Raw genomic sequence first — 24,977 nt, 5'->3', positions numbered from 1 at the left:
GGGTCCGAGGTGGGTATATTCAGCGATAACGAGTCGGTCAGAGCCCGGCTCGATTGGTACAAACAGGCGATCCTGCCGCATGAGGGGGCGCTGCGGTCACGATTGCGGCGCTTGTTGCCCGATGGCGCCGATGTCGACGACGTCGTTGCGGAGGCGATGAGCCGGGCTTATGCGACCGGCGACGTCGAACGTGTACAATCGGGGCGCGCCTATCTGTATCAGATCGCTCGCAATCTGGTGGTTGACGCCGTGCGACGCGCCAAGATCGTGTCGTTCGAGACGATCGCCGATCTCGACACGATCGGCGTCGACGACCGCGCCGAAGCCGGACTGGAGGCGCGCGACGCACTGCGGCACCTGCAGGCCATTCTCGAGACCCTGCCCGCGCAATGCCGCCGCGCCTTCGTCCTGCGGCGGGTGTATGATTGGCCGACGCACGCGATAGCAGAAATGATGGGCTTGTCCGTTTCCACGGTAGACAAGCATCTGTCACGCGCCGCACTGAAGATCACGCAGGCGATCAGCGCGTATGGCGGCAGCGAGTATGAGGGCTCTGGCTTTGGATGGTCCCTGCACAAGCGCAACGAGGCGACAGGCGATCGCGGCGGAAGCGGCGCGGCTGTTCTTGGCGGCGCACGCCAGCGGGGCTGAGACCGACTGGAACGCTGCCTATCGCTGGATCGCGGAGGATCCCGCGCATGGCTGCGCCTTCGCCAAGATTGAGGCAGGGTGGGCGCTGTTGGCCGGGTTGCGTGATGTGGCGACCGAACAATGCCACGAAGGCGTGGTTACGATCGCGCCACCCCGTCCGGCGTCGGGAGCCCGGGTTACGCGCAAACTCGCAATAGGCGCGATCGCCGCCTGTTTGATAGGTGCGGGCACGACTGCCTTGTGCCTGGAACTCACGAGCGCCCGATATGTGCAGCCCTGTCGAAACGCGCATGTCGGGCCCGAGTTTTTCCCGCATACCGGTTCAGCCCCACGGCTTTAGCGCAGGGCTTGCCGCGGCATGGGAGCGACCGGAAAAACTCCACCATGTGTCGTTCGCCGAGCAGGATCGCAATCACTTCACCGCTGCACCTCCGACTGTCCGGGCCCATGAGCCAGGCCAGCAGGCCGATGGTACCGGTGCTTTCGGGCCGCCACAGCTCCGTCAGCCGCGACCGGCAAACCGCCAGGGCCTTGCCAGGGATGATCGCGCCGTTGATCGGATCTGCCGAGGTGCCGACGATCCAATCCCGCGCGATGCCGGCCTAATGCTGCGCCGCATAGCCCCCCGGCCTTATAGGCGTTCAGGACCAAGGCCGTGCGAAGATCGGGGGACGTGTGGTGGGGGGGGCATGGCGAACAAACCCAGAAGTGCCGGGATGGCGACGCGACGGATTCGGTAATATCCTTAAGACCCAATAATATGGACCAGCCCTTTGGGTTGTCGATGGCAACCGGCACCGGGAACGGGAGCTTGCCCCGGTACCCCTGACCCTGGACCCGCAAGCGCGATTTGCAGCCGCTCGTCGTCGGTGCAGGCTAGGTCGCGTTGCTGGCGGGCGAAAGCGTGATGCCGTCCGACACCATCCTGCTTTTTTGGCGTCATGCCCCGCCGGACGAGCGCGCGATATTCGACCCACGTCTTGCAAGCACACGCCTTTACCGCAACTATGCGACCGTCCTGCTTTTGGACAAGGCGCCGGTCCGCCGGGCGCACCGGCACGGTATCCGACATGGGTAGATCCGAGCGGCCCGGGCGGACGGTCAGGGCTGGCTCGATCGACGATGCTCGCTGGCATCCAGACCATAACGCTGGAGCCGGTCATAGAGGCTGCGCTTCGACATCGACAGCGCTTCCGCCGCGATGCCGACGTCGCCCGCCGCCCTCTGCAGGGCCTCGGCAATGACGGCGGCTTCGAAGCGGGCCACCCGGTCAGCCAGCGGCAGGCTGGCCTCGTCATTCTCGGCGTGGGGCAGGGCCAGAACGGTCTGAACCGCGAAGTTGCGCAGCGCCCGGACGTTGCCGCGCCAGGGATCGGTCATCAACCTGGCCTCGACCGTGGCGGTCAGCGGCGGGACCGGACGACCGAAACGCTCCGCCGCCTCCTGCAGGAAGTAGCTGAACAACAGCGGCACGTCGGCGCGGCGTTCGCGCAAAGGGGGAATGCGGATGCGGACGGTCTCCAGCCGATAGAGCAGATCCTCGCGGAACCGCCCCTCGGCACAGGCCTGGGACAGGTCGCCCTTGGCCGCGGCGACGATGCGCAGATCGACGCTGCGCGGCGATCCGCTGCCGATCGGGGGCAGTTCGCGTTCCTCGATCACGCGCAGCAGCTTGCCCTGCACCGCACTCGACATGCTATCGATCTCGTCGAGGAACAGGGTGCCGCGATTGGCGTCTTCGATGCGGCCGCCCTGGGCTCGCCCGCCGAACAGCGCTTCGTCGGCAAGCTGGTCGGGCAGCGCGGCGCAGTCGATCGCCACGAATTCCCGCCCGCGCCGCTTGCTCCAGCGATGGAGCATCCGCGCCACCAGTTCCTTGCCGGTGCCGGTTTCCCCCTCGATCAAAACGTCGACTTCGACTTGCGCCAGTTGCCGCACCGCGTCGCGCAAGGACGACATGGCCGGCGTGGTGCCGATCAGGGGAAAATCCTCCTCGGCCGCCGGGAGCGCCGCGCGAAGCCGACGGTTTTCAAGGACCAGCCGACGCGTGTCCAGCGCGCGGCGGACGCTGGCCACCAGATGGTCGGTCGCGAAGGGTTTGGCGATGAAGTCGAAGGCGCCCCTGCTCATCGCGGCCACCGCCATCGCGATGTCGCCATGCCCGGTCATCAACAGAACGGGCAGTTCGGCGTCACGCGCCCGGACCGCGTCGAACATCGCATGGCCGTCCATGCCCGGCATCCGGATATCGGTGACGACGATTCCGGCAAAGTCGACGTCGATCGCCGCAAGCGCGCTCCGTGCCTCGGCATGGGCCTCCACCTCGACGCCTGCGATGACGAAAGTATCGGCGATGGCGGCACGAAGCGCGTCATCATCGTCGATCAGCAGGACTTTCATGGCGTTACTTCCCTTGCCCGCGCGACCGTCATCCGGAAGGCCGCCCCGCCCAGCGGCGACGGGACCACCGCCACCGTGCCGTCAAACGCCTCGATGATGTCGCGCACAATACCCAGCCCCAGTCCCAGCCCGTCGGGCTTGCCAGTGACGAAGGGCTCGAAGATGTGATCCGCAATGGCCGGGTCGATGCCGGGGCCATTATCGGCGACGATCAGCGCGACGCGGTCGTCCTCGACCTCGATGGTCAGCGCCACCAGCGCCTCCGCGCGCTCCTTCACCGCGTCGAGCGCATTCTGGAGCAGATTGACCAGCACCTGCTCCAGCCGCACCCGCCCCGCGATCACACTCGACTGTCCGGGCGGCGGCCATTCCAGCGCGACACCGGCGGTGCGGAACCGGTCGCCGATCAGCAGGCGCGTGCCCGCGATCACCGCGTCTAGCGGCACCGGTTCGATCGTCCCGGTGCCGCGCCGGGCGAAGCGCCGCATCTCCTGCGTGATCGCGCCGATCCTGGCGGTCAGGCCGATGGCGGTGTCGAGATTGGCGGCGACCCGGTCGAGCCTGCCGCTGGCCAAATGCGCGCGGGCATTTTCCGACAGGGTGCGAATGGTCGCCACCGGCTGATTGATCTCATGCGCCAACCCCGCCGTGATCGATCCCAGCGATCCCAGACGATTGGCCTGGGCCAGCTCCTCGCGCGCTTCGCGAAACCGCTCGTCGACCCGCGTCCGCTCAGCGATCTCGGCGCGGAGTTCGGCGGTCCGGGTGGCGACGGCGGCTTCCAGCCGGGCCCGTTCGCGCGCGGCATCGGCGGCACGGGTGATGCGCCAGAGCAGGAAGGCCGCGACCAGCCCGCTGATGAGCGCCGCGACCAGGCCGATCAGCCGCGCCAGATTGGCCGCTTCGCGCAGCGCGGCGGCGACCGGCATGGCATGGAACAGCCTCCAGCCGGGCATCGGCATGGCGACCGCGCTGATCACGGATCGCACCCCTCCCGGCATTCGCGCCAAGCCGCGACCCGTCACCACATAGCGTCTGGGTTGCAGCGGGACGTAGCCGAACTGCGCGGCGCTGGCGATGTCAGTCAACTCCGCCCTGGTCAAAGGCCGGGTGGTGCGGAAACGTTCGGCGGGATCGGTCGCGAACAGGACTATACCCCGCCGATCCATCACCAGCGTCTGGCCTGGATCGCTGCGCCAGATGCGGATCAGCGAGTCAAACTCGACCTTCACGACGATCACGCCGGCCGGGTCGGCGGCCGGACCGATCCGGCGGGCAAGGAACAGGCCGGGGCGGCCGCTGACATTGCCGACCGCATAATATTCCGCCGGCCCCTGTTGCATGGCGCGCACGAAATAAGGGCGGAACCGGTAATTGCGCCCGACAAAGCTTTCCGCCGTCCCGGTATTGGAGGCGGACACGGTCTCACCCGAGCGGTCGATCAGATAGATCACCGGCGCGCCGGTCCGCTCGGCAAGCAGATGCAGCTTGGCATCCATTCGGCGCCGTGCGGCGGGATCGCCCTGGCGCAGCGCTTCACCAAGATCGTTATACTCGCCCAATACCAGGGGCAGCAGCCGGAACTGCGCCAGATCGCTGGAGAACAGCCGCACCTGCTGCAGGGCGACGCGCTCTGCCTCTCGGCGCAGATCGTCCTGTGCCGCGCGCCCGAGCCAAAACGATGCCGCAAGCCATGCCAACAGGCCGATGACGATGGAAAAACCACCGGCCAGAATCGGAGGAGGGATGCGGCGCGCGATCATCTTTGCAAGATGCTGCAATTTGCCATCCGACGCTATGCAGAAACTCGCACGAGCTTGGCATCACGAAGCTCGTTAATCACGCATAACCTATTGTATTTATGTATTTTCCTTAATTTTCACGCAGGTGATTTACCCCACTGCCTCTCGCACGCATGCTGACTCAGCATCCGAAAAATCGGGCGTGAGAGGACAGAATGGCGATTTCCCCGGATCACGACGGCCAACGTTCGATCTTGCGACTGGTCGCGCGCAGCGATGCGCCTGCCGGCCAGCCTCTCCATGCCCGACGGCAAAATCCCACGGCCGCGCCGACCGACGCGGTCACCGACTTTCCGGCGCTTTGAGCCCATTTTCGATACGGACCGTAATAATGAACCATAATGGGAGAGACGACATGGCGACGATGCCTATGACCCATGCGGCGGGCGCCGCCCCGCCCAGCACCAATTCCCGGCTGAAATCCATTATCGGCGGATCGACCGGCAATCTGGTCGAATGGTTCGACTGGTATGTCTATTCCGCCTTCACGCTCTATTTCGCGCCGCACTTCTTCCCCAGCGACAACCAGACCGCGCAGTTGCTGAGCGCCGCCGCCGTGTTCGCGGTCGGTTTCGTGATGCGGCCGATCGGGGCCTGGGTGATGGGCGTCTATTCCGACCGCCATGGTCGCAAGGCGGGCCTGACCCTGTCGGTCACGCTGATGTGCCTGGGCTCGCTGATCATCGCGCTGACCCCCGGTTACGCCACGATCGGCGTGCTCGCCCCCACGCTGCTCGTGCTCGCGCGCCTGATGCAGGGCCTGTCGGTCGGCGGCGAATATGGGGCCAGCGCGACCTATCTCTCCGAAATGGCGGGCAAGGACCGGCGCGGCTTCTTCTCGTCGTTCCAGTATGTCACGCTGATCTCGGGCCAGTTGCTCGCGATCCTGTTGCTGCTGCTGCTCCAGAACGTGATGGGCAAGCCCGAACTGGAGGAATGGGGCTGGCGTATTCCGTTCCTGGTCGGCGCGGTCCTGGCCGTCGTCGTGTTCCGCCTGCGCCGCGGCCTTGCCGAGACCGAGAGCTTCAAGAACGCCAAGGCGACGGACGCGCCCAAATCGGGCTTCCTGGCCCTGCTGCGCCACCATCCGAAGGAAACCGCGCTGGTCATGCTGCTGACCGCCGGCGGTACGCTCGCCTTCTATGCCTATTCAATCTACATGCAGAAGTTCCTGGTCAACACCAGCGGCTTCACCAAGGAAGCCGCGACCGAGATCAACGCGGTCACGCTGTTCATCTTCATGCTGCTCCAGCCCGTCGCCGGTGCGCTGAGCGACAAGATCGGGCGCAAGCCGCTGATGATCGCCTTCGGCGTCGCGGGCGTCCTGTTCACCTATCCGATCTTCACCGCGCTCCAGCATACCCAGGACAAGTTCACGGCCGGGCTGCTGGTGATGGCTGCCCTCATCATCGTGACCGGCTACACCTCGATCAACGCGGTCGTGAAGGCGGAGATGTTCCCGGCCCATATCCGCGCGCTGGGCGTCGCCCTGCCCTATGCGCTGGCCAATACCATCTTCGGCGGCACGGCGGAGTTCGTCGCGCTGAAATTCAAGGCGGCCGGGTGGGAGCATGGCTTCTACTGGTACGTCACGGTGATGATCGGCATCTCGCTGATCGTCTATCTGCGGATGCGCGACACGCGCCGCGACAGCCTGATCGCCGAGGACTGAGCCGCCACCGCCGCCGTTTCGGGGCGGATCATGCGACGCATGTCCGCTCCCCGGGGCGGCGGCCCCTACAGCATCTTGATCTGATGCAGCCACAGCTCGGCCAGATGCGGCCAGCGGCCGACGGGTTCGGTTCCATGGCGCAGCGCGAAGGCGTGACCGCCCTTGGCGAACAGATGCACCTCGGTCGACACCCCCGCCTTGTCCAACGCGGTGGCGTACATCAGGCTGTTGCAGACCGGATCGACCGGATCGTCCCAGGCCTGGACGATGAAGGTCGGCGGCGCGGCCTTGCTGATCGGCAGGCTCGGGTCGAACGCCCCCTTATCCCGGCAGATATGCCCCGGATACAGGGCGATGGCGAAGTCCGGGCGGCTGCTGACCCGGTCGACGGCATCGACGGAACGATAGGTCGGCGTCAGGATGTTGCTGGTCTGCGCGACGAGATAGCCGCCAGCGGACATGCCCAAGACGCCGATGCGATGCGGATCAATCCCCAGTTCCGGCGCCTTGGCCCGGACCAGCCTGATGGTGCGCTGTGCATCCTGGAGCGCGCGCGGGATCTTCGGGGTGATGTGCCGCCTGGTCACATCGTCCCAAAAGTCGTTGCCGCCTGGTGCGCGATATTTCGACACGATACAGGTCACGCCCTGGGCGGTCAGCCAGGCGCAAATCTCGGTGCCTTCCAGGTCGATGAAGACCTTCTGGAAACCGCCGCCGGGAAACACGATCACGGCCGTGCCATTCGGCCGCCCCTTGGCGGGCATGATCGTCATCGTCGGGACGGCGATGTTGAGGACAGCCTGCGACGTGCCGCCCGCAGCGGCCGGATCGTCATAGGTCTGGACGCTTTCGGGCGGCTGCGGGCGGAACGTGCCGTCGGGCGCCGCACCGGGCCAGATGGGAATTTGTTTCAGGCCAGCAGCAGGCTGCCATCGACTTTCCACCGGCACCGGGGCCCCTTTCCCCTCGCTCGCGCCGCCCGGCCCTCCACACGCCATCCCGACCAGACCAAGAAACGGCATAAGCATAGAGCGAGTGCGCATCGTGACATCCTTCGGTGAAGCGATGCACGCAGGCTTGTCATGGCCGCTCACGGCCCACAAAGTATCATATCTCGCCCCAGCCATGAGTTCCTCTCATGGCGAAGGCGTCAGGCGCAGTGATACTCCCGATACCACCGCACGAAGCGGCCGAGCCCCTCTTCCAGCCGGACCTTGGGTGCATAATCGGTCAGCGCATGGAGCCGCGATATATCAGCATAGGTCGCCGTCACGTCGCCGGGCTGCATGGGCTTCATGATCTTGACCGCTTCGCGACCGATCGCGCGTTCGAGCGTGCCGATCATATCCATCAGTCCGACAGGATGGCTGTCGCCGATATTGAGGACCCGGTGATCGCCGCGTTCGGGCGGACGGTCGAGCGCGCCCAATATGCCGTCGACGATGTCGTCGATATAGGTGAAGTCGCGCGCCATACGGCCTTCGCCGAACACCTCGATCGGCTCCCCCGCCAGAATCCGGCGGGTGAACGAATAATAGGCCATGTCCGGCCGCCCCCAGGGACCATAGACAGTGAAGAAACGCAGTCCGGTCAGCGGAAAGCCATAGAGAGTCGCATAGGACTGGCTCATCAATTCGCAGGCCCGCTTGGTCGCGGCATAGAGCGAAACGGGCGAGACCGAGGGCTCGTCCTCCCGGAAGCCCGCGCCGCCCATCGGCTTGTCGCCATAGACCGAACTGGACGAGGCATAGACCAGATGCTCGAACCCCGGCTGATGCCGGCAAGCCTCCATCACCGCCAGATGCCCGGCCAGATTGGAGCGTTCATAGGCGAAAGGATTTTCTAGGCTGTAGCGGACTCCGGCCTGCGCCGCGAGATGGACGACCCGGGTAATTCCCAGATCGCGGACGAGCGCGCCGACCGCTCCGGCATCGGCGATGTCCAGCCGATGAAAACTAAAGCCGTCCAGCCCGGCGAATGTGGCGAGCCGGGCGTCCTTCAAGGCCGGGTCGTAATAATCGTTGACGCTGTCGACACCGACCACCTGCTCGCCGCGCGCGAGCAGGCGATGCGCCGTGGCATGACCGATAAAACCGGCCACGCCGGTGACGAGAACCGGCGCTCGGGCCATCCTCAACTTCCTCTAATGATCGACATGCGTCGTATCGTAGGACTGCGGGCGGACACGCTATCCCGTAATCCCTAAAAATCCGTCGATCGGCCGGGTATCAGATACCGCCGGGCACTACCCGATGACCTGCCGCCTCCAGCGCTTCGGTCAGGTCGCGCAAACAGGTCTCGACCTGGGCGGGATCGGGGCTGCGCACGACGAAATTGGCGCCGGTGCGGCCTTCGCGGAAAAAGGGGTAGCTGCCGATCGCCACACCGTCATGCGCCTTTTCCACCCGGCGCAGCAGTTCTGCGACCTCGCTCTCGCCCACCCAGCAACCGATGGTGCCCGACACGACCGGACGGCCACCCTCCAGCGTGCCCGTCAGTGAATCGAGCATGCCCGCCGTGATGTGCGGCACCCCCGCCATGATGAAGATGTTGGCGACATGGATGCCGGGCGCTCCGGATACGCGGTTGACGATCAGCGATGCGCCTTCGGGCGTCCGGGCCATGCGCGCCCGCGCCTCGGTCACACCGCCGCGCGTCGCATAATAGTCGTCCAGTATCGCTCGTGCCTCGGCATGTTCGATCACCGGCACGCCCAGCGCCTCGGCGATCGCATCGACGGTGATGTCGTCATGAGTCGGCCCGATGCCACCCGTGGTGAACAGATAGTCGTTGCGCGCCCGAAGCGTGTTCACCGCCTCGACGATCGCCTCGGTCTGGTCGGCGACCACGCGCACCTCGGCCAGCCGGATGCCCTGCACGTTCAGCCAAGCGGCGATCTGTGCGACATTCTTATCCTGGGTACGGCCCGACAGGATTTCGTCGCCGATCACGACCAGCGCGGCGGTCCAGATACGCTCGGGGGAAGAGGCGGAAGTCATGGTCCGGACATAGCCTCGCAAAACCAGCCGCGCCACGCTATATCGCGCGAATGACCGATTATGTGACCGTTTCCGCCGAGGCCCCCCAGGGACGAACCGGCGCGATCAAGCTCTGGGGCCGCGAGGCGTTCGACGGGATGCACAAGGCGGGCCGTCTGGCCGCCGAGACGCTGGACATGCTGGTGCCGCACATGGTGCCCGGCGTCACCACCGCCGAGATCAACCGCCTGGTCCATCAGTTCATCGCCGATCGCGGCGGCGTGCCCGCGACCTTGGGCTATCGCGGCTATGCCCATTCGACCTGCATCTCGATCAACCATGTCGTCTGCCATGGCATTCCATCCGAAAAGGCGCTGAAGTCGGGCGACATCGTCAATGTCGACGTGACCCCGATCGTCGATGGCTGGCACGGTGATACCAGCCGCATGTACCTGATCGGCGACGTGCCGCTGAAGGCGCGCAAGTTGGTCGAGGTAACGTATGAGTGCCTGATGCTGGGCATCGAACAAGCCAAACCCGGTAATCACATGGGCGACGTCGCTCATGCGATCCAGCGCCACGCCGAAAAGCACCGCTATGGCGTGGTCCGCGATTTCTGCGGCCATGGCCTGGGCCTGTTGTTCCATGACGCACCCGAAGTCGTCCATGTCGGTCGCCCCGGCACCGGCCCCGAGCTGAAGCCCGGCATGATCTTCACCATCGAGCCGATGATCAATATCGGCCGCCCGGACGTGAAGCTGCTCGACGATGGCTGGACGGCGGTGACGCGCGACCGCTCGCTGTCGGCGCAGTTCGAGCATTCGATCGGCATCACCGAAGAGGGCTGCGAGATCTTCACGCTCAGCCCGGCGGGCTATACCCAGCCGCCCTACGCCTGAGGCCATGATGCTGGGCGCGATCCGTGTGGCGGCGCGCGACCGCGCCCGGCTGGCCGAGGTGATCGCGACCGCCTCCCGCTTCGGGCTCGACGTGCTGCTGGCACGGCTGGGCTTCGATCCGACGCGGGGCGATCCCGATGCCCTGCCCTTCGACCTGCCCGCCCGTACGCGGCAGGCGATGGAGGCGCTGGGGCCGGTCTGGGTCAAGCTGGGGCAGATACTCGCCACCCGCGCCGACCTGCTGCCGCCCGAATGGATCGTTGAACTGGAGCGGCTGCACAGCGAAGCGCCTCGCCTGCCCTTCGATCAACTGCGCCAACAGGTCGAGGCGGCGCTGGGCGAATCGCCCGAAACCGCCTTCGCCCGGTTCGACGCCGCGCCGCTCGCCGCTGCCTCCATCGCTCAGGTTCATCGCGCCGCACTGGCCGACGGGACCGAAGTCGTCCTGAAGATCCGGCGTCCCGGTATCCGTGCCGTCATGGAGGCGGACCTTCGTCTGCTGACCCAATTGGCGGCCATGATCGAGGCCACCAATGCCGAGGCCCGCCGCTACGGCGCGGTCCGCATGGTGCGCGAACTCGGCCGCGACATATTGGAGGAGCTGGACTTCACCAATGAGGGCCGCAACGCCGACCGGTTGCGAGAGGATTTTGCGGGCGATCCCCGGGTCGTCGTACCGGTGATCCACTGGGCGCACAGCTCCGAAACGCTGCTGGTCATGGATTTTGTCGACGGCGTGCCCCCGCGCAGCGCCGCCGTGCTGCGCGAAGCGGGGATTGATCCCGCCGCCATCGCCTCGGCGGGGGCCGACATCGTGCTGGACATGACGCTCATCAACGGACGGTTCCATGGCGACCCCCATCCGGGCAACCTGCTCTGCCTGGCGGGCAATCGCATCGCGATGCTCGACCTGGGGCTCATCGGCCATGTCAGCCCGCGCCGGCGCGAGGAGGTGATCGCCTTCACCCAGTCGATCGCCAATAGCGACCCCGTGCTGCTTGCGGAGACACTGAAGAACTGGTCGCAAACCGATGATATTTCGCCCGAACGGTTCCAGGCCGTGGCCAACCGACTGGTCGCGCGCCACGGCGGCGGTGCGCTGCGGCTGGCTGCGATCCTGGGCGACATCTTCCCGGTGCTGCGCGAGGAGCGGATCGTCCTTCAGCCCGACATGCTGCTGCTGTTCAAGGCGCTGATCACCATCGACGGCGTACTGAGCGGCATCCAGCCCGACTTCGACCTGTCCGCCGCGCTGAGCCGGGCCAGCGCACGGATCGTCCAGGCGCGGCTGTCGCCCGAACGCTGGACCCGCCGCGCCGCCGCATTGGGGCTGGAGCTGGACAGGCTGGGCGACGACCTGCCCCGCCTGATCCGTGCGACGACGCGCAAGCTGGAAAGCGAACAGGCCGCCATTTCGACCATCGGCATCGAAGCCGCGATCCGCACCGGCGCGGGTTGGATCGCGGGCGCGCTGGCCCTGTCGGGGCTGGCGATCGCGCTGGCGGTGCACTTCGGATAGCATCTTCGCGCGAGAGCCATAGTGACGAACCCACGACACCGCGTTAAAGGCGCGGGCCATGACCGAGATCACGCCCCAGATCGTCGCCGACCACGGCCTGTCCGAAGAAGAATATCAGCGCGTCCTGACCGCGCTGGGCCGCGAGCCGAACCTCGTCGAGCTTGGCATCTTCTCGGTCATGTGGTCCGAGCATTGCAGCTACAAGTCGAGCCGCATCCACCTGAAGAAGCTGCCCACCGAAGGGCCCCAGGTGATCTGCGGTCCCGGCGAGAATGCGGGCGTCATCGACATCGGCGACGGCCAGGCCGCCATCTTCAAGATGGAGAGCCACAACCACCCCTCGTACATCGAGCCCTATCAGGGCGCGGCGACGGGCGTGGGCGGCATCCTGCGCGACGTGTTCACCATGGGCGCGCGCCCGGTCGCGAACCTGAACGCGCTGCGGTTCGGGCGGCCCGATCACCCCAAGATGCGCCACCTGATCTCGGGCGTGGTGCACGGCATCGGCGGCTATGGCAATTGCGTCGGCGTGCCGACCGTCGGTGGCGAGGTGAACTTCCACCCAGCCTATGACGGCAACATCCTGGTCAATGCGATGACCGTCGGCGTCGCCGATCAGGACAAGATCTTCTATTCGGCCGCCAGCGGCGTCGGCAATCCGATCGTCTATGTCGGGTCGAAGACCGGCCGCGACGGCATCCACGGGGCGACCATGGCCTCGGCCGATTTCGGCGAGGATGCGGACGCCAAGCGCCCGACCGTGCAGGTCGGCGACCCCTTCACCGAAAAGCTGCTGATCGAGGCGTGTCTCGAACTCATGGCCTCGGACGCGATCGTCGCGATCCAGGACATGGGCGCGGCAGGCCTGACCTCTTCGTCGGTCGAGATGGCCTCCAAGGGCGGCGTCGGCATCGAGCTGATCATGGACGACGTGCCCCAGCGCGAAGAGGGCATGACGGCGTACGAAATGATGCTGTCGGAAAGCCAGGAGCGGATGCTCATGGTGCTGAAGCCCGGTCGCGAGGATTTCGCCGAGGCGATCTTCCGCAAGTGGGAGCTGGACTTCGCGGTCATCGGCCATGTCACCGAAACCGGCCGCATGGTTCTGCGCCACAAGGGCGAAGTGGTGTGCGACATTCCGCTCGCCCCGCTGGCCGATGACGCACCGCTCTACGACCGCCCCCATGTGCCCACGCAAGTCCCGGCCGCGATCACCTCGCCCGGTTGCCAGGACCCGGCGGCCGATCTGCTGAAGCTGATGGGCTCGCCCGATATCGCGTCGCGCCGGTGGATTTGGGAGCAGTATGACCATATGGTCGGCGGCGACACGGTGCAGCGCCCCGGTGGCGACGCCGCCGTGGTCCGCGTCCATGGCACGCAGAAGGGGCTCGCGATGAGCACCGACTGCACCCCGCGCTATTGCTATGCCGATCCGGTCACGGGCGGGATGCAGGCCGTGGTCGAGACGTGGCGCAACATCACGGCGGTCGGCGCCAAGCCGCTCGCCATCACCAACTGCCTCAACTTCGCCAATCCGCAGCGTCCCGAAATCATGGGCCAGATCGTCGGCTGCCTCGACGGCATGAGCCAGGCGTGCCGCGCGCTCGACTATCCGATCGTGTCGGGCAACGTGTCGCTCTATAACGAGTCGAAGGCGACCGGCGGCGGCTCGGCGATCCTGCCGACCCCGGCGATCGGCGGCGTCGGCCTGATGGCCGACTGGTCCAAGTCGGCGACCATCGCCTTCAAGGGCACCGGCGACGTCATCGTCCTGATCGGCACGCCGAAGGGCGAGATCGGCCAGTCGCTGTGGCTGCGCGAAGTGCATGGGATCGAAGGCCGCGACGCGGGCCCGCCCCCGTCGATCGACCTGAATGCCGAGCGCCGCACCGGCGACCTGGTCCGCGAATCGATCACCGCCGGGCACCTGACCGCCGTGCACGACGTCTCGGACGGCGGCATCGCCGTGACGGTCGCGGAGATGGCGCTGGCGGGCAATATCGGCGCGCTGATCCAGTTCCCGGAAACCGGCGAAGCCTGCCGCCAGCTCTTCGCCGAGGATCAGGGCCTGTATGTCGCCACGGTCGAGGACACCGCGCTGATCGACTTCCTCGCCAATGCGCATCAAGCCGGTGTCGAGGTCGAGCGCATCGGTCGCACGGCGGGCACGCGCCTGATCTTCGAGCGCGAAGACGGCGATTTCGTCGTGACGCTCGACGATCTGCGCCGGGCGCATGAAGGCTTCTTCCCCGCGCTGATGGGCGCCGACGCCGCGCTCGCCTAAGCCTGTGCCGGAGCCTCGGCCGCGTGCCGGGGCTCCGCGCAAAATCGCAGGATCGCATAGCCGATCGCGGCGGCCAGCATCGAGGCGATCAGGACGCCCAGCGACGCCGCCTCCCGCATCTCGCCCTCGCCAAAGGCCAAGCCGGCTATGAAGAGCGATATGGTGAAACCGATCCCGGCCAACGCGCCGATGCCTATCACCATCGACCAGCTGACCTGATCGGGCCGCCGCGCCACGCCCAGGGCGCTCGCGACCCAGGTGAAGCCCAGAAACCCGAGCGGCTTTCCCACTACCAGCCCCAGGATGACGCCGAGCACCAGCGGGCTGCCGATCATGCCCAGCAATTCGCCCGAGACATGGATGCGGACATTGGACAGCGCGAACAGCGGCAACACGACATAATTCACCCAAGGCGTCAGTATCTCGATCAGGCGGCTGCTCGCTTCTCGTGTGGCCGAGGCCATCTCCTGCAGATAGCCCAGCCGTTCCTCGGCCTGTTCACGAAGCGCCTCCTGCGTGCCATCATCCTCACTTCGCTCGGCCGCGCCATGCACGTCCTGGAATGCGTCGACCCGGGGCTGAACGCGCTCGGCAAAGGAGCGCTGGTCGAGCCTCGGCCGCACCGGCACGGTCAGCCCGATCAGGACGCCCGCGATCGTCGCATGGATGCCCGACTCCAGGACGCCGCCCCATATGATCAGCGCGAGCAAAACATAAGGCACCGACGAAACCCAGCCGACCCGCCGCAGCCCGACAATGGCCGCCAAAGCGGCGCCCGCCACGATCAATCCGTAAGGGTCGATCGCACCGCTATAGGCGAAGGCGATGACCAACAGCCCGCCGACATCGTCCACCGCCGCAAAGGCCAGCATCAACGCGCGGAGCCCAGCGGGCAAGCTGGTCGCGAACAATGCGATCAGGGCCAGGCCAAAGGCCGTGTCCGTGGTGATGACGCTGCCCCATCCCGCAGCCGCCGGGGTTCCGCCCGTTACGACCAGATAGAGCCCGACCGGCACGACCATGCCGCCCACCGCTCCGGCCAGGGGAAAGGCGGCGCTGCGCCACTGCGCCAGCGGTCCCATCACCATCTCGCGCTTCACGTCGGCGCCGACGATCACGAAGAACAGCGGCAGCAGGCCATGGTCGATCCACTCCGCCAGACTATGCGACACACGGCGCGCGCCGAACGCGACGCTGACCGGCGTGTCCCAAAACCCCTCGAACGCCCGCGCAAAGGGGCTGTTGGTCAGAACCAGTGCCAGGATGGTCGCTACCAGCAACGGCCCGCCCGTGACCTCGCGCCCAGCAAAGAAGGGCTCGATCTTGCGCAGAAAGGCCGACGCCACAGGCGAATGATGGGCGCGGGCGGTGGCGCGGCCGGTCAGGCGAGGTGATAATCCCATGGTCTGGCAATGCCTGGAGCCCCGGGGCGGTTGCATCGCGATCCTCACCCGCTAAGCCCCCGAGCCTGAACGGAGCTTTTCCTTGGCCCACGGTCCCCTTCCCGCCCCCGCCCCAATGGGCCGGCTCTTCACGCTCGATGCCCTGCGCGGGGTTGCGGTCATGGCCATTCTCCTGGCCAATCTGCCCGGCTTCGCCTTGCCCGATCCCGCCTATTCCAATCCACTGGCCTGGGGCGGCAGCGGCGCAGCGGATCTGACCGCCTGGGCGTTGACCGAGATTTTCGTCAACGGGCGGATGCGCGGCCTGTTCTCCCTCCTGTTCGGCGCGTCGACCCTGCTGATCCTGGAGCGCGCCGAAGAGAAGGGGCAGAACGGCGCTTCGCTGCACCTGCGTCGCATGGCCGTGCTCTTCCTGTTCGGCATGGTCCATCGCACCTTCATCTGGAGCGGCGATATCCTGGCGCATTACGCGCTGGTCGGCGTGGTCGCGCTGGGTTTTGTCGGGCTCAGCGCGCGTCGGCTGCTCGCGGCTGCCATCGCCATGGCCGGGCTGTCGATGGCAATGGGCTGGCTGGAATGCATGGGCCTGTCCTCCGCCGCCGCGCGCGATACGCCGCAGGCGGTTTCGCTGTGGCAGCTTTACCAGAACGCGTTCGGAGCGCCCGGCGTCGCGCGGCTGATGCCCGAGATCACCGCGATGCGGGGATCATGGGGCGATGCGACCGCCTTTCGCTGGGCCCATGAAGGCAATCCGCTGCTCGACCTGATACAGATCGGTCCCGATACGCTGAGCGCCATGCTGCTCGGCATGGCGGCGCTGAAGTCCGGCTTCCTGACCGGCGATTGGTCGACCCTCGCCTATCGTCGCTGTGCCGGGATCGGAATCGGCCTGTCGGTGGCGGCCTATGGCGCGATGACGGTTGCGATCATCGCCAGCGGCTTCGAGGTGCGCACGGTCGTGCTGGTGGAGTTGTTCCTCAACGTGCCGTTCCGGCTGATCGGGACGATCGGCTATGCCGCGCTGCTGCTGCTCGTCCTGCGGCCGGGTCGGTGGTGGACCGACCGGATCGCCGCGGCCGGGCGCATGGCCTTCACCAACTATCTGGGGACCAGCATCATCATGACGCTGATCTTCTATGGCCATGGCCTGAGCCAGTTCGCCCGCTGGGACCGGGCCCAGCTCTACTGGCTCGTCCTGCCGGTCTGGGCGTTGATGCTGCTCTGGTCGAAGCCTTGGCTCGACCGCTTCGGACAGGGGCCGCTGGAACGAGTCTGGCGGCTGGCGGCCCGCGGAAAAACGACCTGATATCTGCAAACGCCTCGCAAGAGCCTTGCGAGCCACTATCATTAGCGCTATGAGGGGCGGGCTTTTAATGGAGAGCCCCCTTGGTCGTGTGTGTATGCAATGCCATTCGGGAGTCGCAGGTTCGCGACGCCGCACGGGCCGGGTCGATGACCCCCTGCCAGATGTACCAGGCGCTGGGCCGTCAGCCCAAATGCGGGCAATGCGCCGTCCTGGCGCGTGCCATCATCGACGAGGAACGCGCCGCCGCCTGACGGTTTGCGGGCCCTCCATCACGCCGGTGGGGCGCGACGGCTGCCCATGGCGAGCAGCGCCAGGGCCAGGACACTTCCCAGGACCGGCAGGATCGTGGCGCTCAGCGGCACCAGTTCGACCTCGGTACCATTCTGGCCCGGCAGTCGAACCGTTCCCGCTGCGACGATGGCCCCGAACAACAGGTTCCCGGCCGCTGCTGCCCCCTTGAGCACCGCCAGGAACAGCCCGACCGGCGTCCCCTCCTCCTGCGTCCCCGCCGCCATCGACTGCTGCACCGTCTCGGTGAGCAGCGCCCAGATGGCCAGGTTCATGCCCCCCATCGACACGCCGAGCAGGGTCAGCATACCCGTTCCCCATAGGCCGATCGGCATGACGGTCATCCCGACCATCGCCAGGATGGTCATGCCATAGGCCGTCATGGCGATCCGTCGCGACGTCCACCGGCGCGCCAGCATCATCCACCCGGGCAGCGCCAGCGACTGGGCGATGGTCACGGTCAGCAACGCAGGCCCCGCCCAGCTGGCATCGGCCAGAACGGCCTGCCCGAAAAAGGGCAGCGCCCGCTGGAACAGGGGCACCAGGGCGGCCTGCACCGCGATGACGCACAGCAGGCGGCGAAAGGGCGCGTTCCGCCAATAGCTGCGCAGCGGCACGATCGCCCGTGGTCCGCCAGTCCCGACGGATGGCGGGGCCAGGTTGCGCGTCGCCAGCATCGCACCGAATAGGGTCCCGACATACAACAAGGCACCAAAGACCGCGCCGGACGCAAAGGCATGGCGCTGCGCCTCCGGTGCGGCCAGCGACAGGCTGCACCCGGATACCAGGGCAAGCAGGGCCACGCCGCCCGCGCTGAACAACAGCCTCAGGCCCGATACCCGCGCCGCATCGCCCGGCGCGCGCGCGACGCGGATCAGCAGCGTGTTGTGCCCGACATCGCACAGCGAATAGCCGACACGGCACGCGATGATCGCCGTCGCGATTGCGCCCGGTGCCTGAAACAGAAAGATGCACCAAAAGCCGATCCCTCACAGCGGCGCGCCGAACAGCACCAGCCTGGCCAGGCGGTTCCGATCGCCCCGCCGATCCGCCCAGCGCGCGACCTGAAGGTCGAACAGCGCGTCCCATGTCAACGCCGCGGCGAGTAAGGCCGCTGCCGACAATGGCCCGAATCCGGCGATCGAGACGAGGTAGAACAGCATGATGCTGTCGAAGCTGGTCCAAACCACGCTCTTGCCCAGATTGGCGGCGCTGTACGCCACCTGCATGGCCAGGGAATGCGAGGACGGGACGGGGATGTCGGAACCTAGCGAGGCCATGATCCGCCGCCTCTATCGCATATCGCTTTCATTTATTTGACATGGTGGAAATATATCGCCCGCCCATGTCCCGACCCCATCGCCCGCAAATCCTGTTGAGCGAGCCGCAGCGCCGCATCCTGATGCAGTTGCGGATCGAAGGCGGGGCCCCGCGCACCCGGCTGGCGCACCTGCTGGGCATGAACGGCGCGACGATGACGCGGCTGACCCAGTCGCTGCTCGCGCTCGATCTGGTCGAGGAGATGGACGCGCGCGACGCGCCGGCACGCGGTCGGCCGATGGTGCCGCTGACCGTGTCGGGCCAGGGCGGCTGGGCGATCGGCGCGACGCCCCATCCCGGCTGGCTGGAACTGGTGATCGTCGACTTTCGCGGGGTGCCGCTGGTGCATGACACGACGCCGTTCGACAGCCCCGATCCGCGTGTCTTCGCCCGAACCGTCGAGGCGCGGTTGCAGGCGATCGCCGCGACCCATGGCTTCATGCGCGGCAAGTTCCTGGGGCTGGGCGTCGCGGTGCCCGGCTATGCCCTGCCGGGCGACCGGACGCGGCGCGTGGTCGTCGACCGGGTGGCGGGCTGGAACGAGCTGCCGCTTGCCGAGACGCTGGGCGATGCGTTGAACATGCCCGTCTGGATCGAAAACGATGCCAGCGCGGCGACCCTCGCGGAATATTATCAGCCGGGCGTCATCGGTCGCTATCGGTCGGTGCTGACGCTGTTCCTCGGCCATGGGATCGGCGGGGGCATCATGACCGAGCGCGAACTGTTCCTGGGCGAATATGGCAATGCCGGAGAGGTCGGACGGCTCTTTCCCGGCCATCATGCCCGCCCCTCGGGGATCGACCTTCTCCATGTGCTGCGCGACGCCGGCATCGCGATCGACTCGCTGGCCGAGATCGAGGGATTGCTGGACAGCCAAGGCCCATTGATCGACGCCTGGACCGACCGGGTGATCGCGCAGCTGGACCTGGCCGTCATGAGCGGGACCGCTTGGTTCGACCCCGGCGCGATCGTGATATCCGGTGCGCTTCCCCTACCGCTCATCCAACGGATCGCCTCGGGCCTGGCGGAACGGTCGCGGCTTCGCCAGGACGGCTATCGCTCGACGCTGCCCGAAATCCTGGCCTCGTCTATCGGCAGCCGGGCGGTGGTCATCGGCGCCGCGATGATCCCGGTCCATGCTGTGACGTCCGCGCTCCATGCGATTTAATTACATGTAAGCAAATAAAATTGTCATCCTTCACGCCCAAGGGCCCCCTCATTCCGACCAATGGGGGTTACCATGAAGACCAAATTGCTGTTGAGCGCGGCCCTTGGCATCGCGCCGTTCGCCGCCCAGCCCGCTTTCGCACAGGATCAGGCCGCCGCCGCGTCGGGCGCGCCGGAAAGCACCGCGAAGGAAACCGACCATTCGGACATCATCGTCACCGGCTCCGCGCGCCAGCAGCGGCGTTTCGACGTGTCCTATGCCGTCAATTCGCTGTCGCAGAACGACATTCAGAAGCTGGCGCCCAAGAGCACGACCGACCTGATCGGCACGCTGCCCGGCATCCATGTCGAAGCGACCGGCGGCGAGGTGCAGAACATCACCCGCGTGCGCGGCATCCCGACCGATCGCGGTTTCCTCTATTACCAGCAGGACGGCCTGCCGTTGTTCCAGGAACTGGACGGCTGGTTCTTCAACCAGGGCGACGGCATGAACCGCCTGGACCTGATGACCGACCGGATCGAGGTGGTTCGCGGCGGTCCGGCGCCGATCTATGCCAGCACGGCGGCGGCGATCGCCAACGTCATCACCGTGACTGGCACCGACACCACGCGGGGCAAGGTGCAGGCGACGGTCGGCGACACCGGCTATTACCGGCTCGACGCCTATCAGGCGGGCCCGCTGAACCAGGACACCTATTATGCGGTCGGCGGCTTCATCCGCTATCATGACGGCTATCGCGACTCCGGCTTCCCCAGCGACCGCGGTGGCCAGATCCGCGCCAATATCAAGCATGACCTGCCCAACGGCTTCATCAAGCTTTCCGGCCAGTATACCGACGACCACAATGTCTTCTATCTGTCGATCCCGACCAACGACCCGCGCAATCCATCGGTCAGCCTCGACAAGTATCTCGACTATTTCAACGGCACGCTGAACACGCCCGACCTGCGCAACGTCGCGATCCGCTATCGCGATGCCTCGGGCACGATCCAGACCCAGCGCGGCGACCTGGCCAATGGCCGCCACATCCAGTTCGGCAATGTCGCCTTCGACTATGAGGGCGATCATGGCGACTGGCACGTCTCCGCCAAGGGCGGGCTGACCATGGGCAAGGTGCATTTCGACGCCTTCTACTCGACCTCGAACCCGGTCGACGGCGCAAGCTTCGCCAATGGCTATCTGGCGGCGGCGACCAGCGCGTTCGGCCCCGGCGTCGCGCGCATGGGCTATAGCATCGCAGGGACCAACGGCCTGACCGCCTATGATCCCTCGACCGACTCCGGACTGGTGATGCAGGCGCAATATCGCTCGATCCAGACCGACTTCTATTCGACGCAGGGCGACCTGTCGGTCACGCGCAAGTTCGAGACCGGCATCGGCACCCATGACATCCGTATCGGCACCTATGCCTCGGCCTGGGGCCAGAAGATGTTCACCGCCTATCAGAACTATCTGATCCAGGTGAAGTCGCAGCCCAAGGTGCTCGACCTCGCCGCCTATTCGGCGAACGGCGCGGTCCAGGGTTATGTGACCGATCGCGGCTCGCTGAACGATGCCGTGTCGCTCAATGCGGGCAGCGTCGAGGGACAGGTGATCGCGCTCTACGGCACCGATACGTGGGACATCACCGACCGGCTGCGCTTCGACGCCGGGATCCGGCATGAATGGTACAGCTATGGCGGCTATGCCCGCCTAACCGGCTCGTACAATCTGGGTGACGCGACCACGCTGGCCGACAACAGCACGCGCGGCTTCACCGGCGGCATCGGCACGCTGAAGCTGAAGCAGCAGGCGACCAACTGGACCGTCGGCGCCAATTTCGACGTCAGCCGCCATATCGGCATGTATCTGCGCGCGTCGCAGCTGGAGGTGCCGCCGAACACGACACTCGCCTTCAACTATCCGACGCCCGCCATCGTCTCGACCAAGGCCAAGCTGTACGAAGCGGGTGTGAAGCTCGCCTCGGGCCGGTCCTATCTCTACGTCACGGGCTTCTACACCAAGTTCGATCCGCTCAACGCGAGCTTTGCGGGCTTCAACCCGGCGACCGGCCGCGCCGACGTGACAACCAACTTCATCGGCACCGCGGAGACCAAGGGCATGGAGGCCGATGGTCGCCTGAAGCTGGCCGGACCCTTCTCGCTCGCCGGGTCGGTCACGGTCCAGAACCCGCGTTACCTGAACTTCAGCAGCAATACCGGCCTCGACGGCAGCCGCGCCAACGGCAAGCAGATCGTCCGCGAGCCCAAGTTGTTCCTGAACGTCCGGCCGACCGCCGACTTCCAGGTCGGGGGCGCGGATGTCAGCATCTACGGCCGCTACGACTATGTCAGCCAGCGCTATACCGACTTCTTCAACACGACCGCGCTGCCCGCTTATGGGTCGTTCGGGCTGGGCGGGATCGTGTCGTCGGGGCCGTGGCAGTTCCAGGTCGTGGGCGACAACGTCACCAACGCGCACGGCTTTACCGAGGGGAACACGGCGGGCGACCGCTTCGGCCAGGGCGTGCCGACCGCGATCTTCGGTCGTCCGCTGTTCGGCCGGAATGTCCGCTTCATCGTCAGCCGCAAGTGGTGAGCGTCCGCTGACCTGTTGACCGGGGCGGCCCGTCGGTCGCCCCGCCCTGCTCCCTATTCCGAAAGCCCGCCATGTTCCGTCCGCTTTTCGTCGCCGCGCTCGCTTTGTGCGCCTGTTCCGCCGCCCATGCCGACCCCGTCGAAACCCTGCGACGCCTCCACGACCCCAAGGGCGGGCTGATCGTGATCGCGCATCGCGGCTGCCACGAGGCCGCGCCGCGCCATGGCTTCGGCACCGCGCCGGAAAACTCGCCCGCCGCGCTGATGCAATGTGCGAAGCTCGGCGCCGACGTCATGGAAACGGACGTACGACGCACGCGCGACGGCTATCTGGTCATCATGCACGACGACAGCGTGGACCGGACCACCGACGGCACCGGCAAGGTCGCCGACCTCTCGCTCGCCCGGATCAAGGCGCTGCACCTGCGCCAGGACGAAGGCGGGGCATCGACGCCCCTCACCGATCAGCGGGTGCCCACGCTCGACGAAATCCTGGCACTGGCCAAGGACCGCATCGTCCTGAACCTGGACGTGAAGGACGCCGTCTATGGCGAGGTGGTCGACGCCGTGCACCGGGCGGGTGCGCAGGACCGGGTGATCGTGAAGACCTTTGCCGGGATCGCCTCGGTACCGCTCGCCTCGATCGCCCCCTATGATCGCGTGCCGTTCGCCGTGATCCCGATCACGACCGACCGCCAGGCCGGTGACGTGCCGCAGATCATCGCCGACCAGATGCGCGGGCCGGTCAAGCCGATTGCGATCGAATTGCCGGTCCTGCCCGTGACCACCCTGCCTGCCGTCATGACCCAGGCTCGGGCGCTGGGCGTGCCGGTCTGGATCAATACGCTGTTCAAGGGCTTCGTCACCGGCATGGGCGGCGACCCCGAGGCCCGTCACGATCCCGAGAGCGTCTGGGGCCGCCTGGCCGACCAGGGCGTTCGCCTGCTTCAGACCGATGCGGTCGAGGACCTGCTCCGCTACCGCGCCGATCGGACCGTCCGGGCGAAGTGATCGGGCGCCACCGGCCGACCAGGGCCCGAACCTATTGATCGAAAGCCGATTTTGCGCTTTGCCCCGATCCGGCAACGGGGGGACAACATCATGGGTGCGGCGCAAGGCTTTGAACTGATCATCGCGATGTTCCTGGTCGTGGTGGTGCTGCACTATCTCGCCCAGCGGCTATCGTTGCCGCCCGCCGCCGCGCTGATCGTCGGGGGCGGCGCGCTGGCCTTCATGCCGGGGCTCCCCAGCATCGCGATCGACCCGGAACTGGTCCTCGTCCTGTTCCTGCCGCCGCTGTTGATGGACGGCGCTTGGTTCACCGCCATCGCGCCGTTCCGCCGTCATATGGTCGGCATATTGTCGCTGGCGATCGGTGCGGTGTTCTTTACCACCGCCGTCGTCGCCATCGTCACCAAGCTGCTGGTGCCCACCCTGCCCTGGGCCGCCTGCGTCGCCCTGGGGGCGATCCTGTCGCCGCCCGATGCGGTGTCGGCACGCGCCGCCCTGCAACAGGTCCGCCTGCCGCGCCGCCTGTCCGCCCTGCTGGAGGGCGAAAGCCTGTTGAACGATGCCGCCGGGCTGGTGCTGTTCCGCTTCGCCGTCGCCGCCGTGCTGACCGGCAGTTTCTCCCTGGGCGCCGCGACGGGCAGCTTCTTCCTGCTGGTCCTGGGCGGCATCGCGGTGGGCGCGGCGATCGGGACCTTGTGGGTCGTCGCGCTCCGGCGACTGGGCGACGACACGCTGATGATCGCCGCCACGCTGCTGGTCTCGTGGAGTGCCTATATCGTCGGCGAAATGCTGCATGTCTCCGGCGTGATCGCGGTCGTCACTGCGGGCCTGACCTGCGGCTGGCACCAGCATGTCGTGTATAGCGCCAGCGTCCGCATCCGCGCGCTGGCTTTCTGGCATGTGCTCGTCTTCCTGCTGGAGGCCGCCGTCTTCACGTTGATCGGGCTGTCGCTACGCGGCCTGCTGGAGCGGGTGGGCGACCTGCGCGTCGTCTTCGACACCATGGCGTGGCCCGTGTCGATGATCGTCCTGGCGGTGATCGTCGCGCGCTTTGCATGGGTCTTCGGCACCGATGGCCTGGTCGCGGTCCTCCGCCGTCTCGGATGGCACCAGGCCCGACCGCTCGGCCCGCGCGCGGCGCTCGTCATGAGCTGGGCCGGGATGCGTGGCGTGGTCACGCTGGCGGTCGCGCTGTCCTTGCCGGAGGCGATGCCCGCGCGCGACCTGATGCTCGTGACCGCCTTTATCGTGATCCTCGTCACCGTCCTGTTGCAGGGAACCTCGCTCGGCTGGATCATCCGTCACGCCGACCCCGCCGAGGACCCGGCCGCCCTGCCCCCGCTGGATTTGCAGGCGGCCGAACAGGCGATGTTCCGGGCCCAACTGGCGGCGGTCGAGCGCATCGCCCATGACGAGGCCGGGCAGCTGATCCACCCACAGCTGCTGAAACGCTACCAGACGCGGGCCCGAGCGGGCCAGAGCTTCGAGGGCACCGCCGAGGAACTGAAGGCGGCGATCGCGAGCCATTTCGACGTCATCATCGCCGCGGTCGCGGCCGGGCGCGTCGAGCTGGTCCGACTTCACCGCGCCGGTCGCATCGACGACGAGACGCTCCATGATCTGGAGCATGATCTCGACCTGGAAGAACTGGGCGCCGTCGCCGCCAAGGGGTGAGATCACTTCGCTCCGGGCTACGCGCC

General features: G+C 66.7%; 20 protein-coding genes. 12 read left to right on the top strand and 8 right to left on the bottom strand.

The annotated features are described in order from the left end of the window. Window positions 1-9: 9 nt before the first annotated feature. On the top strand, window positions 10-651 hold the full coding sequence (locus QZ546_RS13380; RefSeq protein ID WP_294238389.1) for a sigma-70 family RNA polymerase sigma factor: 642 nt from the start codon (window positions 10-12) through the stop codon (window positions 649-651). A gap of 1,101 nt (window positions 652-1,752) precedes the next feature. On the opposite strand, the gene QZ546_RS13375 is transcribed toward QZ546_RS13380, so the two are convergent. Both QZ546_RS13375 and QZ546_RS13370 read right to left on the bottom strand, forming a co-directional pair. Continuing rightward, the gene (locus QZ546_RS13375) at window positions 1,753-3,051 is read right to left on the bottom strand and encodes a sigma-54 dependent transcriptional regulator (RefSeq protein ID WP_294238386.1); all 1,299 of its coding nucleotides are present in this window, start codon (window positions 3,049-3,051) and stop codon (window positions 1,753-1,755) included. After that, window positions 3,048-4,832, bottom strand: coding sequence for an ATP-binding protein (locus tag QZ546_RS13370; protein WP_294238383.1), 1,785 nt, complete (start codon window positions 4,830-4,832; stop codon window positions 3,048-3,050). Before QZ546_RS13370 ends, QZ546_RS13375 begins: the two co-directional genes overlap by 4 nt. A 176-nt stretch (window positions 4,833-5,008) precedes the next feature. Between QZ546_RS13370 and QZ546_RS13365 the strand changes: the two genes are divergently transcribed. Next, window positions 5,009-5,158: a hypothetical protein gene (locus QZ546_RS13365; RefSeq protein WP_294238381.1), complete on the top strand. Its 150-nt coding sequence runs from the start codon at window positions 5,009-5,011 to the stop codon at window positions 5,156-5,158. 59 nt (window positions 5,159-5,217) lie between these two features. After that, a complete protein-coding gene (locus tag QZ546_RS13360) occupies window positions 5,218-6,525 on the top strand; it encodes an MFS transporter (protein ID WP_294238423.1) in 1,308 nt (435 codons plus the stop codon). A gap of 65 nt (window positions 6,526-6,590) precedes the next feature. Here the strand turns inward: QZ546_RS13360 and QZ546_RS13355 are convergent, their stop codons facing one another. The 3 genes from QZ546_RS13355 to QZ546_RS13345 all read right to left on the bottom strand — a co-directional run bounded on the left by QZ546_RS13355 (window position 6,591) and on the right by QZ546_RS13345 (window position 9,524). Next, the gene (locus tag QZ546_RS13355) at window positions 6,591-7,475 is read right to left on the bottom strand and encodes an alpha/beta hydrolase (protein WP_294238378.1); all 885 of its coding nucleotides are present in this window, start codon (window positions 7,473-7,475) and stop codon (window positions 6,591-6,593) included. A 200-nt stretch (window positions 7,476-7,675) separates the two neighbouring features. Continuing rightward, on the bottom strand, window positions 7,676-8,656 hold the full coding sequence (locus tag QZ546_RS13350) for an NAD-dependent epimerase/dehydratase family protein (protein WP_294238375.1): 981 nt from the start codon (window positions 8,654-8,656) through the stop codon (window positions 7,676-7,678). A gap of 97 nt (window positions 8,657-8,753) precedes the next feature. After that, window positions 8,754-9,524, bottom strand: a complete 771-nt coding sequence (locus tag QZ546_RS13345) for a molybdopterin-binding protein (protein WP_294238371.1) — start codon at window positions 9,522-9,524, stop codon at window positions 8,754-8,756. A 50-nt stretch (window positions 9,525-9,574) separates the two neighbouring features. On the opposite strand from QZ546_RS13345, the gene map reads away from it, so the two are divergent. The 3 genes from map to purL are packed head-to-tail and all read left to right on the top strand — an operon-like array spanning window position 9,575 to window position 14,205. Next, a complete protein-coding gene (gene map, locus QZ546_RS13340) occupies window positions 9,575-10,402 on the top strand; it encodes a type I methionyl aminopeptidase (protein ID WP_294238369.1) in 828 nt (275 codons plus the stop codon). Window positions 10,403-10,409: 7 nt separating this feature from the next. Then, window positions 10,410-11,921: an AarF/UbiB family protein gene (locus QZ546_RS13335; RefSeq protein ID WP_294238420.1), complete on the top strand. Its 1,512-nt coding sequence runs from the start codon at window positions 10,410-10,412 to the stop codon at window positions 11,919-11,921. A 58-nt stretch (window positions 11,922-11,979) separates the two neighbouring features. Further along, window positions 11,980-14,205 (top strand): phosphoribosylformylglycinamidine synthase subunit PurL, encoded by a 2,226-nt coding sequence (purL, locus tag QZ546_RS13330; protein WP_294238366.1) that lies wholly within the window; start codon window positions 11,980-11,982, stop codon window positions 14,203-14,205. On the opposite strand, the gene nhaA is transcribed toward purL, so the two are convergent. Further along, entirely contained in the window at window positions 14,202-15,608 is a 1,407-nt protein-coding gene (gene nhaA, locus QZ546_RS13325; protein ID WP_294238363.1) for a Na+/H+ antiporter NhaA, read from the bottom strand. The two genes, purL and nhaA, sit on opposite strands and share 4 nt — an antisense overlap. 160 nt (window positions 15,609-15,768) lie before the next feature. Here nhaA and QZ546_RS13320 point away from each other — a divergent pair, with 160 nt between their 5' ends. Together QZ546_RS13320 and QZ546_RS13315 are read left to right on the top strand one after the other, a co-directional pair. Beyond that, complete coding sequence (locus QZ546_RS13320) at window positions 15,769-16,914, top strand: DUF418 domain-containing protein (RefSeq protein WP_294238360.1); 1,146 nt, start codon at window positions 15,769-15,771, stop codon at window positions 16,912-16,914. Between the two features lie 80 nt (window positions 16,915-16,994). Then, window positions 16,995-17,165: a (2Fe-2S)-binding protein gene (locus tag QZ546_RS13315; RefSeq protein WP_058745717.1), complete on the top strand. Its 171-nt coding sequence runs from the start codon at window positions 16,995-16,997 to the stop codon at window positions 17,163-17,165. A gap of 18 nt (window positions 17,166-17,183) precedes the next feature. On the opposite strand, the gene QZ546_RS13310 is transcribed toward QZ546_RS13315, so the two are convergent. Both QZ546_RS13310 and QZ546_RS13305 read right to left on the bottom strand, forming a co-directional pair. Further along, window positions 17,184-18,134, bottom strand: coding sequence for an MFS transporter (locus tag QZ546_RS13310; protein ID WP_367113533.1), 951 nt, complete (start codon window positions 18,132-18,134; stop codon window positions 17,184-17,186). A gap of 57 nt (window positions 18,135-18,191) precedes the next feature. Next, window positions 18,192-18,482, bottom strand: a complete 291-nt coding sequence (locus tag QZ546_RS13305) for a hypothetical protein (protein WP_294238353.1) — start codon at window positions 18,480-18,482, stop codon at window positions 18,192-18,194. 65 nt (window positions 18,483-18,547) lie between these two features. Here QZ546_RS13305 and QZ546_RS13300 point away from each other — a divergent pair, with 65 nt between their 5' ends. The 4 genes from QZ546_RS13300 (at window position 18,548) to QZ546_RS13285 (ending at window position 24,951) form a co-directional block, all read left to right on the top strand. Next, window positions 18,548-19,690 (top strand): ROK family transcriptional regulator, encoded by a 1,143-nt coding sequence (locus QZ546_RS13300; RefSeq protein ID WP_294238350.1) that lies wholly within the window; start codon window positions 18,548-18,550, stop codon window positions 19,688-19,690. Between the two features lie 72 nt (window positions 19,691-19,762). Further along, window positions 19,763-22,267 carry a TonB-dependent receptor gene (locus tag QZ546_RS13295; RefSeq protein ID WP_294238347.1) on the top strand — a complete coding sequence of 835 codons (2,505 nt, stop codon included), beginning with the start codon at window positions 19,763-19,765 and terminating at the stop codon, window positions 22,265-22,267. Window positions 22,268-22,338: 71 nt separating this feature from the next. Beyond that, window positions 22,339-23,277: a glycerophosphodiester phosphodiesterase family protein gene (locus tag QZ546_RS13290; RefSeq protein WP_294238343.1), complete on the top strand. Its 939-nt coding sequence runs from the start codon at window positions 22,339-22,341 to the stop codon at window positions 23,275-23,277. Window positions 23,278-23,367: 90 nt separating this feature from the next. After that, window positions 23,368-24,951 (top strand): Na+/H+ antiporter, encoded by a 1,584-nt coding sequence (locus QZ546_RS13285; protein WP_294238340.1) that lies wholly within the window; start codon window positions 23,368-23,370, stop codon window positions 24,949-24,951. Window positions 24,952-24,977: the final 26 nt, after the last annotated feature.

Origin of the sequence: uncultured Sphingomonas sp. (genome assembly GCF_913062585.1) — a bacterium.
Lineage (GTDB): Bacteria > Pseudomonadota > Alphaproteobacteria > Sphingomonadales > Sphingomonadaceae > Sphingomonas.
This window is presented reverse-complemented; position numbering and strand designations above follow the sequence as displayed.